This window comes from Pseudanabaena sp. UWO310, assembly GCF_006861605.1.
In the GTDB taxonomy this organism is placed as follows: Bacteria; Cyanobacteriota; Cyanobacteriia; order Pseudanabaenales; family Pseudanabaenaceae; genus Pseudanabaena.
The window spans coordinates 67,882-78,268 of record NZ_SELU01000019.1 but is presented as its reverse complement, the minus strand read 5'-3'; the positions used below and the strand labels follow the sequence as shown (position 1 = coordinate 78,268).

Below are 10,387 nucleotides of genomic sequence, written 5' to 3'. Positions count from 1 at the left end.
GGGTATCTTGAGCATCGTCGCAAATCTCCCATTGGTATTCAAGTTCTCTGGCGTGGTTGGTCTAATTTACGTGAACTTTGCCAAGGCTGGCTTCTTGCCCAAATTCATACTTAACGGGAAAAGTAAGGTTGCTATCCGTTCAGATTCTGTGAGTTTACGAAAAATAAGAATATCGGCAACTACTTCCGTGTTGGCAAATCTCTTAAAAGCTATATCTGGCAATCTAATAGCGGTCACTAGCTCTAACTTACTCGCTAGATATTTCCGAAAGCTGTTATTAGCTGCATCAAGGGTGAAACAACTGGTAATCAAGGCGATCAATCCATTTTCTCGCACGAGGTCAGCACATTTGGCTAGAAAGTAATTGTGGATGCTCAGGTTCAGGTGGGCATAGCGCGGATCGTAGAGTTTGTAATTGCCAAAGGGAACATTACCGATCGCTAGGTCAAAACTGTTGTCACTTAGGCTCACTGTCTCAAATCCTTGAGCGTAAATCAGCGCTTCGGGGTATAGCAGTCTCGCAATTTGGGCAAAGATCGGGTCTAGTTCTATACCTACCCATTGAGATCGCTCTCGCATCAACACGGGCTGGCATCCCATAAACGCTAGGGTGTTGCAAGCTGGTTCGACGATCGCTCCACCTGTAAAGCCGATATCGCTGAGAAGATCCCACATGGCGCGGATTACTTCAAAACTAGTTTGGTAAGCGGTTGCCGTTGCGGATTTAGCGGATTGGATTTCGGTTTGGGTCAATAGTTGGCTCAGTTTTTCATAGCATCGATGCTGCCATGTGTTGCCTTGATGGTTAGCTTTCACCCAGATATCGGTGAGGGTTCCCCATCCCGATGCTTTGGCGAGTTCTACCTGTTGCTCTGCTGTTGCCTTGGTTATCGATTTCGATAGGGCGATCGCTTCGACGGTTACTTCTGCTTTTACTCGCAGGGGGCTATCAAAATGCTGCTCAATTTCTGGCGTAATTTCAAATATGGGTTGGTACATTTTTAGTTTTTGTGGCTAGTTTTTGTTCTTGCGAACAAGCGCTAGCCATAAAAAAAGACATGACTTTAGTTATCATGTCTTTTTTTATGTATTGGTTCAAAATCCTCTAGTTGCCTTTGCCTTTGGTTTTTAGCCAGTTGTTGAGGTCAGCGATCGTCTCTAGGTCAAATAATGCTTCGGCTAAATTTTCTAACTGCTTTGCCGATAGTTTGTTGACCTTGCCCCGCAAACTTGGGCTAATCTGTCCAAATTTGCGATTGAGCAGCCGCAATAGCATCGTAGCTTGTCCCTTTACCAGTCCGCGCTTCTCGCCTCGTAGCTCTCCTTCTTCTCTTGCCTCTTGATATACACGGGTCTGCTTTAAATCGCTGTATGTAAACATTGTCTCAATCTCCTGCCGACTCAGTTTCGGGAATTTATACACCAACACTGTCTCTATTAATTCTAATACCTGCTCTTGGATTTCGGGATCGTTTTCCTGCTCGATTTTCTCGCCCAATCGTCTAGCCATAGTTACGGCTTGACTTTCACTAGACAAGATTAGCTGAATAATACCGATCGCAAAAGAGTCTGTCTCCCGATCTAGGAGGTCTTCTAGATAAACTCGCCTGATTCTCTGGCAGTCGAGCATTTCCCGTACGTGGCTTCTTGGCTCTGGTTCGTAACTACGCCTCGCAAAGATGGCGATCGCTTGCCATTCCTGTGCGGGACGGTATTGGTTTAGGTACAGATATATCTCGGATAGGTATTCCCAGTAAAAGTCTTCCTTTTGCTGAAACTGGACTTCAAGTAAATATATCGGTTTATCTTCGGCTTTTGGGCTAAATATGCCATCAAACCGAAAGGCTTTTTCTTTCACTTCTACTGAGCTAAATTCATAGCCTTCTGCTTCAGCAATCGGGCGTTCGATTAGCTCAAACAGTAGAGTGTGAAAGGTATTGAATAGTTGATAAAAGAGCGTATCCGTTTTCATATCCGCTTAGTTTATCAAAGTTTGGGATTGGGAAATTCTTTTTTCTAGAAGATAGATAATCAAGGGGATAAAGCAGATTTATCCCCTTGATTTCTAAGCAGCGACCAGTTCGCACAATATGATCTTTTGCTGCGTAGTCAGAGAAGCTGTGTATTCTCCCACCAATACTTTGGCGGAGTCTTTGGCGACGAGTCCCAGTAGGTATGGCTTTTTCCTACTTTTACGGATGACTTCTATCTAATATCTGCCATCTTCTTGACGTTGAGATACAAGGATGGGAATACAGGCATGTTCTCCATTTCCCGTCCATTTGGTTGATGCGAGTTCTCCATACTGCGCTCCTACAATTTGTAGTCGCATCAGTTGGTTGTCATGGAGGCGATCGCAGATCTCTGGTAGGAACATGTTGAACACTACGCTGGCGGTTCCATGATCGCCGTTGTGACTGGCTTGCCACATAGCGGCGGCGCAGATTTGGACATTTTTCTCGCTTTTGTTGCGTAGTTTCTCGCCTAAGCTCTTTGCCCATTGCACTGCTGCTCTCAGGATTTTCTTGCGGGATTCTCGCTCGCTTGATAGTTTCATGGCTTCTCGGATCTTGCTGGTATATTCATCGCGTCGGGCGATCGCTCTTTGGTAGAGGGTTTCGTTCGGTTTGATAAACAGTTCGCGGAATTCGAGCAGGGTGCGCTCGTGCAAATCGACGGGTTGCCAGATGTCGTTCACAGATTGAATTAGGAATGAGATTGGGTCGTTGTATTCGCCACTTGCTTTCATTGGTCTGGCGGGCTGTTTGCATCTCTGTTTTGAGTCGTAGTAGCTGCCATAGACTCCTTGCTGTTTGCGATCGATTAGCCAATCCAGTTTGGGTAAGCTTTTGCCCACTTCATCGAGAAAGGTTTGGTCGTGGCTGAGGTCGGATTTGAGCCGATCTACGGCGACTTGGACTTCTTGGGCTAAGCCTGCGATGTACTGATGCTGTCCTGTTGCCCATGCCGTGGCTAGGTAATAGGTAATCAGTCCGATTTGGTTTTCTGTGGATCTCAGAGCTACTTCCGCTAGGGTTCCTTGTACTGGCACAAGGTGCAATGCTTTTGGCGGCGGTGCTGCGCTTGCTGGCGGATTTGCTGGTTTTAGCGATGCTTTCGGCTTTGGCGATCTTTTGTAAATATCACTTAGTTTGATGAATAGTTAGTAGAATTCGAGCAGGATGTCCTCTTGTAACTGACATTTAGGAGGGATAAACGTATAAAGATCTACAATAATCACACATAAATTCAATAAAATAGCTAAAATTGAGAAATATAGACTTTAAGTAAAGGCGTTAACAATTGAGTACGTCAGAGGCGTTAGAAAAACTAAAAGATCCAAGTAAGTTTGAACTTCTTGCAACAGCAGTCTTGTGCAAAGCAGAAAAAGATTACCGAGCTATACTACACTCTGGCTTAAATGCTCAAGGACAACCGAGAAAATCTCCTGTTGATGGATTTTGCCGAGTTCCTGAAATTAATCCCCCTCACTTTATTCTGGTAGAACACACCATAGAAGACAAACTAGAAAAGAAATGGCTATTTGATCATAGAACAGTTACTCCTTCACAAAGAGGTAGAAAAACGAAGCTTTCAGAAAGTGATGACGGTGATCTGCTAAAGGCTGGACAACTTTCTAGCACATACAAAGCTGAATTTCCCGATGCAAAATTCACTGTTGTTTTGACCACTAATCAAGGATTACAACCAAATTTCTGTTTAGAAGTAGAGAAGAAAGCTAAAGAATTAGGAGTGTCAGTCGATTTTTGGGATAGGTCACGTATTGCTAGATTTTTAGATACAGAAACTGATGGGCAATGGTTACGCAAAGAGTATCTGGGGATAGAGGCTGAGATGCTTTCGGAAGACCTGCTTCGCGATCTTTGTTACAAGAGTTTAGAGAAATATCAAAAGCAGTTTTTGACAAGTCCCGATCGCTGGGTTTCTCGACATATCGATCAACAAGTTGAGAAAGCAGTAGAAAATCAAAATTGCTCAATAAGTCTTCTGATTGGAAATTCTGGTTCTGGAAAGAGTGCAGCAGCTTATCAAGTTGGGAAAAAGCACCTAGAAACGGGAGAGTATAGTTTGTGGCTATCTGAAAATGTTTTAGGAAGTAGTGATTTACTCGAAAATGCTTTAGATGAGGCATTGCATGATTTATATCCAAGTTTGATGTCAGATGCAGGAAATGCAGCTTTGAAATTATTGAAGGATGGAAAAAGGTTATTGCTAATCGCTGATGATGTCAATCAAACCAATAGTCCTGCAAATCTGTTACAAAAACTTATTAACTGGTCAAAACCTTTCCCTAGCAAAGATTCTAATACCAAAACTACGTCATCAAATCAGCTACTAATTTGTCCAGTTTGGTCGGATATTGTCAGAAAGATTAATCTAGATGTAGATAAAACCACTTGGATAACTAGTGTGTTTGTTGGAACTATGAGTGCTGAGGAGGGATTAGAAGCAGTTAAAGATGCTTTATTACGCAATCGTATTGAATTGACCAATGCAGAGGTCAATACATTGGCGGAAAAGCTCGGCAACGATCCAATTCTTATAGGTCTTTTTGATGATTTGTTACCCAAGATTGAATATGGTAAATTGAGTCAGGTTGCTGAGAATGCTATTGATTCTTTCATTAGCGAAGTTATTGAGAATATGGTTGGTGGTTTACTTCCTATTGAATATCGTTCAGCCCTGTTATGCTTAACCACTCAAATGCTACTACAGCGTAGGTTTAATCCAACATGGTCTGACATAAAAGATTGGCTAGATAACTCTTCTGAAGAACTACAAGCATTAAGAACATTGATAAATAATGAAAAATTATGTAGACTTGAAGGAAAGAAGTTAGTTTTTCGGCACGATCGCATTCGAGAATTTCTACTCGTAGAAAGTATGGGGAAACTTCTCAAAGAAAACGCTTCTGAACATCTCGATATTTTCTGGGAACCCTATTATGCAGAGATTATCGGACAGGCAATTATTCAGTATCCGCAGAGCGAGGAGTTTTTACAAGAATTATGCGATCGGCTTTCGTTAGCATTAGTAGAATCAATCCGTTATTTCAACACACCCACTGATGACTATCAGCAGAAAATTATTACCATATTAAAAAATTGGATAGAGAGAGAAGTAATCACTGATTTAGTTCCAAAATCTGTGATTGCCACAATAGAATGGAATCTGACAACGATAGACTCTCCTGTTATTTTAGAAATCACAGAAAAGCTTCCAACTTCATTATGTGTTCTACTTTCGCGTTTCCGTAATGGTTGTACTTTAAGTGGTGCTCAATATATCATGCGCTTCATGGATGATAACTCAGTTGTTCGCGTTAAAGATTATAATCGTGACCAAGCAATAGCACAAATCAAACAATACCATAAAAATAAAGTACATCAAGAATTAAAAGAACTATTGGTGTGTGATTCTACAAATGATAAAGAACGGAGATCTGCCTTAGCTCTCGCAGGTTTTCTAGGTTTTCCTGATCTACATAATGAAGTTCAATCATGTTGGAGAATTTCTAGAGATAAAAAGGAAACTTTGCCTGAAACAATCTGGGCTACGATTTGCTGTGATATAAATCAATCATGGCAACTTTTCGACGAATTACTAATTTTTTGGGGCGAGCAAGTATCTGCTGCAATTAAGCGGAAAGATTCTCAAAATATGAACTCTCTTTTTTGTCTTTTATCGGCAATAAAGCATAGTAATCAATACAGTGTCATTCATTATTTAATTGATCATATTAATAAATATAAATCATTACATTATCCCATTTGGTACATATTCAGCGAAGTTAGCATAGATTCGCCTAACGCGCTTGAATTTATGGTTCGTAGAGTCTCCGATCCTTCACTAAAAGATCATCCACAAAGATTACAAATAGCGATTTCTCAGATAATGGATATCTGGAATATTCAATTTTGTAGAAATCAAAAAGTATCAAAACCATCTTTGGAATGTCTAAAAAAAATTTGGGGAAAATCACAAAATGATATATTTTTAAGGGAAGTTGCATTTTATCTTTGGAATCAAGGGATAGATCAAAATGAGCTACATACTCTACAAGATATTTTACCTGAATTTTCTTTCTATGATCAGGTGTTATGGAAACGTGCAGCACTAGGTGATGTAAGTGTTTTACCCAACATTCTTCCGCTTATATCAGAAAATTTTAACTGGTTAAATGTGGTTCACAATATTTGGTGTGATGAGATTATAGCTGCTGTAAAATGTCATCTTCAATCTTTAGGTAAGAAAATACCTAGTGATTTCTCAGATAAAAGTTCTTATGAAATAGACATCATCGGCAACCTACTAACCATAATTCCCAAACCTGATGCAGAGAATCTGCTCGAAGAGTATTGGGGATACCTTGGTTATAATTCTAGATTTATTCAAACGGCTATCTATGTTGGTACACCTAAATGTTTGAGTTTAGCTAAATCTAATATTGAAAAATGCCCCGACAATATCCTAATCTTTAGGAACTGTAGTCATAATTTTCATCTTTTTTATGACAATGAGCAGGAATATTTAAGCAAAGATCAACTAAAAAGACTAATACAAAACTTGTTACCTTATATTGACCGATGTGACGAATCTGATATTGTATATCTTGCAAAAGCCTGTAAAAAATTTGGACTTGTTGATTTTAGTAAATGCCTTACCCTAAAACTAACCAACGAATTTCGTAAAAGCTTACACCCCTCACGTCTTTGTCATCATACTGAGAACGAGTTACTTGAATACTTAGAAAGATTTTTATCTAGTGATGATGGAATAAATGAATTAACAATATGGCTAGAGCGTTATGAAATGAAACATGAACTCAAACCTATGGTTATTAGGAAATTCATCTTGGCTAATCCCACAGTGAAAGGAATACAAATTGCAGCTAAATGTCTACAACTAATGGGTAATCGTACAGATATTTCTATTATAGATAATCTTAGGATAGAAGCACCATTGGATGAATTGGAGAAGATAAAATCAAGTTTGCAGTTCGCTATTTATAGAAGAACTTTGGATTAATTAGTAATTGTTTTATAGAATTATTGAGTTAAGTCCAATAGCTAATTATAAAGGCTAGGGTAGCAAATCCATTAGCAGTATCACGGGGGATCTTCTTTTCTTTTTCGACTTGAATTGGTTTGTTCTCTGGCAGATTCTTGTCAATAATCTCTTGGATTAGGGTGGGATATTGCTCGATAATTTTCTGGGAACTCGCTTGCTGTTCGGGGGATAATTGGCTGGGAATAATCCCTACACGATCGCCATCAAAGTCGATTACCAGTCGTTTCGCATCGTGGGGATTGAGGTAGCAGACTCCTCTCTGCCGATAGGCTTCGGGATCTAATTCCCGCAGAACTGTGAGGTTGTTCGTAAATACGTCAAAGTTGGCGGCATTGGCGACGGGACTGCGATAGATGGCAACTTCGGCTCCATTGGGTAGCCCTGTAAAACTGACTTCGCCTTCTTGGAGTTGATTGTGGGGTTGAGCGATGCCACTGGGGACGTAAACGCCTCCTGTGGCGACTTCTTGCCATTCGCTCTGTAGGAATTCTCGCAGGCGTTTGGCGATATCTTCCATTTCTAAGATCTGACAATGACCGCCTTCGATGAGGTCGGTTTTGAGGATGTCATACAGCCAATCTTGGTATTCTTCGTTAGGTGAGTTTAATGGCTCTCGGTCAATTTCATTGGCTGTTGTGTTTTCTTGTTGGCTCAATCCCAGTTCCAGTGCGAGTTCTGGCTCGATGACTTGGGTAATGTTAGCGCGATCGCCTAGTTCTTCTTGTCTCTGCTGTAGACGCTTTTCATGGCGTTCTATATACAGTTGCGCTACCTTGCGCGGATCGGATTGGGCTTCAGCGAGGCGTTCGGCTTTGATTTTCAGCTTGGGGAGTACGTCCGCTTGGACTCCTTCTGGGAAGAAGACAAGAGCTTGAGTACCTAGTTTCTGTTCGGTGAATTTAGCGTCCTCTTTCCTTGACCAGAATAGACTGACTTCATGGATTCCTGTGGTGGTGGTTTTGTTGTCGCCTTTGATGCTCGATTTGGCGATAATGCCATCGACTTCTAGGGCTTGGCAGAGCAAGCTTGCTCGACAAGTGCCTTTAATCACGCCCTGCCACTCAGGTACGGCGGCGCGATATTGAAATGGACGATTCGGTTCGGCTTGCAATTGGGTGGCTAGGTCGGGGGAAATCAGGCTATAGCAGTCTCCGAGTTTGCTGGCAATAAGTCCCATTGCTTTGTCACTGATAGTCATGCCATTGCTCAGGGTAATGGGTTGCTTTCCCCAATCCGCTTAGTAGGTTCCTGTGGCTAGGTCTTTATTCAGGGTTTCATCATCGACGATCAGGATTCGCGATCGCTCTTTAAATATAGATGCTTTGGCTTCGGAGACGGGCAAACTGCCATAGGCGACGGCATCGCTATGATTGGTGAAGATTTCTTTGCTTACTGTTTCAGCGATGGCGCGATCGCCAAAGTAAGCGGTTCTTCCATTGGCAAGAATTAGGTATAGGTCTTGCTCTTGCAGGCGCTCGATGTCTCTTTCGGTGATACCGTCATACATCTTACCGACAGCCAGTTTACTCGGCTCAATATCTTTCCCGATCTTCAGTTCGAGGTAGCTATGCTCGACGGTTTTCACGGGCAAGGGTAACTCTTGCCCTGTCTTCAGGTCAATCTGTCTAAATTCCATCTTGTCATTTCTCGCTAGAATTCAAGGTCAATTTCTGCTTCTTTTTTGGGCTTAATTGTTCGGGTTTTCGGTTTTACTTTTGCCTTTTTGGGCTTTGGTTCTGCATCTTCGTCATACAGGGAATACTGCGATTCATAGCGGGCGATGTCATCAAAGCTGGCTAGTCCTTCGCTCAGTAGTTCGTCGTAGGTATAGCCCGCATCAATCTTGGACTGAATATTGTTTCTCATGGGTTCCTCTTTAGGTGCTTAGGATTGAATACAACGGGTTGGGGAAATTGACAATCTAGAGAGTATATTCTATCAATTTCTCTAGATTGGTATTTGAGAATATTGTTCGTACAAATTCTGGAATTGTCAATACTCCATTATGGTAGTTTCAACTTCACCAGCTAATCGCTAGATTTTCCAATAGTCTCCCGTTGGCTGTATTCTGGTTGTAGTTTCATTTCTTCTGTATGACCCTGCTCAATCTCAATCAAGCTGATTTGTCCGACATCCGTTTAATTGCTTCCGATGTTGATGGTACTCTTACCCTCGATGGGAAATTCTCTTCTGATTTCATCTCGACTCTTCTCGATTTACAATCGGCAGGAATTAAAGTCCTATTAGTAACTGGTCGCTCGGCGGGTTGGGTCAGTGCTTTGGTGAATTATTTACCTGTGGCTGGAGCGATCGCGGAAAATGGTGGTTTGTTTTTACAGCCCAATAGCCAACAAGGTTTGCTCTCTTCGATTCCTAATTTATCTAGACATCGCATTTTGCTAGAAAATACTTTCCATCACATTAAGCAGCTATTTCCTCATCTTCATCCTTCTGTGGATAATCAGTTCCGTATTACTGATTGGACTTTTGATGTCAATGATTTATCGACTGACGATCTTCAAGCCATCTCTTCCCAATGTCAGCAAATGGGTTGGAGTTTCACGTACAGCAATGTCCAATGTCATATCAAACCAGTCCATCAAGATAAAGCAACAGGTTTGCTGTCAGTTTTAAGCAATCATTTTCCTGAAATCAATTCACAGCAAGTGCTTACCGTTGGCGATAGTCCCAACGATGAAGCGATGTTCGATTCCACAAAATTTCCCATCTCGGTCGGAGTGGCAAATGTTCGCCATTATCAAGACAAGATGATGCATTTACCAAAATATGTTGCTCAGGCTTCTGAGTTTGCTGGCTTCCAAGAGTTAGCCATGCTATTGCTTAAAAATTGTGTCATAGATGACAGTATGAAAACGAGGCGATCCAATGCAGGATAAATTCAATAAAATTTTGATCTTTTTTTGATCTTTTATAGATCAGATCTAGAGCAATCGCTGTATGATTTGATCACCGTTTTTATCTACAGGAGATTGCTTATCTAGTTTTCCCCCTTCAACACCAAAAAAGCCAGTGCTTGGAACCACTAGCTCTTTGATGACCCGAAGGTTTTTAAATTTAATATCCGAAAATGGACAGATGTTGCTTTGGAAACGCAATTTTGTTCAGTGCTTCCTTATATCTTAACGCAAGATATAGGTTTAGCAATAGTTTTTGCTGCAAATTTTTTAATTTTTTGCAAGAACCAATAATTAATTATTGAACTGAATTCAAAAAGTCTGTCTGTTTTCTGATTGAAGTCGCCACAAACCCTACAATCAGGACAATCTAGATGTTT

The 10,387-nt window shown here is 41.2% G+C and carries 8 protein-coding genes; 2 read left to right on the top strand and 6 right to left on the bottom strand.

The window, feature by feature from the left end; all coding sequences use genetic code 11:
- Positions 1-66 precede the first annotated feature (66 nt).
- From PseudUWO310_RS08445 to PseudUWO310_RS08435, 3 genes are all read right to left on the bottom strand, one after another.
- On the bottom strand, positions 67-999 hold the full coding sequence (locus PseudUWO310_RS08445) for an Eco57I restriction-modification methylase domain-containing protein (RefSeq protein ID WP_223805581.1): 933 nt from the start codon (positions 997-999) through the stop codon (positions 67-69).
- Positions 1,000-1,105: 106 nt separating this feature from the next.
- Entirely contained in the window at positions 1,106-1,972 is an 867-nt protein-coding gene (locus tag PseudUWO310_RS08440; RefSeq protein ID WP_142600244.1) for an Rpn family recombination-promoting nuclease/putative transposase, read from the bottom strand.
- Positions 1,973-2,209: 237 nt separating this feature from the next.
- Positions 2,210-3,052, bottom strand: a complete 843-nt coding sequence (locus tag PseudUWO310_RS08435; protein ID WP_142600243.1) for a hypothetical protein — start codon at positions 3,050-3,052, stop codon at positions 2,210-2,212.
- Positions 3,053-3,303: 251 nt separating this feature from the next.
- On the opposite strand from PseudUWO310_RS08435, the gene PseudUWO310_RS08430 reads away from it, so the two are divergent.
- Positions 3,304-7,050, top strand: a complete 3,747-nt coding sequence (locus tag PseudUWO310_RS08430) for a hypothetical protein (RefSeq protein WP_142600242.1) — start codon at positions 3,304-3,306, stop codon at positions 7,048-7,050.
- Between the two features lie 28 nt (positions 7,051-7,078).
- On the opposite strand, the gene PseudUWO310_RS08425 is transcribed toward PseudUWO310_RS08430, so the two are convergent.
- Genes PseudUWO310_RS08425 through PseudUWO310_RS08415 form a run of 3 tightly spaced genes read right to left on the bottom strand, consistent with a single transcriptional unit; the run spans position 7,079 to position 8,958 of the window.
- Complete coding sequence (locus PseudUWO310_RS08425) at positions 7,079-8,290, bottom strand: hypothetical protein (protein WP_142600241.1); 1,212 nt, start codon at positions 8,288-8,290, stop codon at positions 7,079-7,081.
- 39 nt (positions 8,291-8,329) lie between these two features.
- Complete coding sequence (locus tag PseudUWO310_RS08420; protein WP_142600240.1) at positions 8,330-8,728, bottom strand: hypothetical protein; 399 nt, start codon at positions 8,726-8,728, stop codon at positions 8,330-8,332.
- Between the two features lie 14 nt (positions 8,729-8,742).
- The gene (locus PseudUWO310_RS08415; RefSeq protein ID WP_142600239.1) at positions 8,743-8,958 is read right to left on the bottom strand and encodes a hypothetical protein; all 216 of its coding nucleotides are present in this window, start codon (positions 8,956-8,958) and stop codon (positions 8,743-8,745) included.
- A 227-nt stretch (positions 8,959-9,185) separates the two neighbouring features.
- Here PseudUWO310_RS08415 and PseudUWO310_RS08410 point away from each other — a divergent pair, with 227 nt between their 5' ends.
- The gene (locus tag PseudUWO310_RS08410; RefSeq protein ID WP_142600238.1) at positions 9,186-9,989 is read left to right on the top strand and encodes an HAD family hydrolase; all 804 of its coding nucleotides are present in this window, start codon (positions 9,186-9,188) and stop codon (positions 9,987-9,989) included.
- Positions 9,990-10,387: the final 398 nt, after the last annotated feature.

Excerpts from the sequence above, each read along its gene's own strand:
- PseudUWO310_RS08445 (WP_223805581.1), bottom strand. The coding sequence starts at position 999 with ATGTACCAACCCATATTTGAAATTACGCCAGAAATTGAGCAGCATTTT.
- PseudUWO310_RS08440 (WP_142600244.1), bottom strand. The coding sequence starts at position 1,972 with ATGAAAACGGATACGCTCTTTTATCAACTATTCAATACCTTTCACACT.
- PseudUWO310_RS08425 (WP_142600241.1), bottom strand. The coding sequence starts at position 8,290 with ATGACTATCAGTGACAAAGCAATGGGACTTATTGCCAGCAAACTCGGA.
- PseudUWO310_RS08420 (WP_142600240.1), bottom strand. The coding sequence starts at position 8,728 with ATGGAATTTAGACAGATTGACCTGAAGACAGGGCAAGAGTTACCCTTG.
- PseudUWO310_RS08415 (WP_142600239.1), bottom strand. The coding sequence starts at position 8,958 with ATGAGAAACAATATTCAGTCCAAGATTGATGCGGGCTATACCTACGAC.
- PseudUWO310_RS08410 (WP_142600238.1), top strand. The coding sequence starts at position 9,186 with ATGACCCTGCTCAATCTCAATCAAGCTGATTTGTCCGACATCCGTTTA.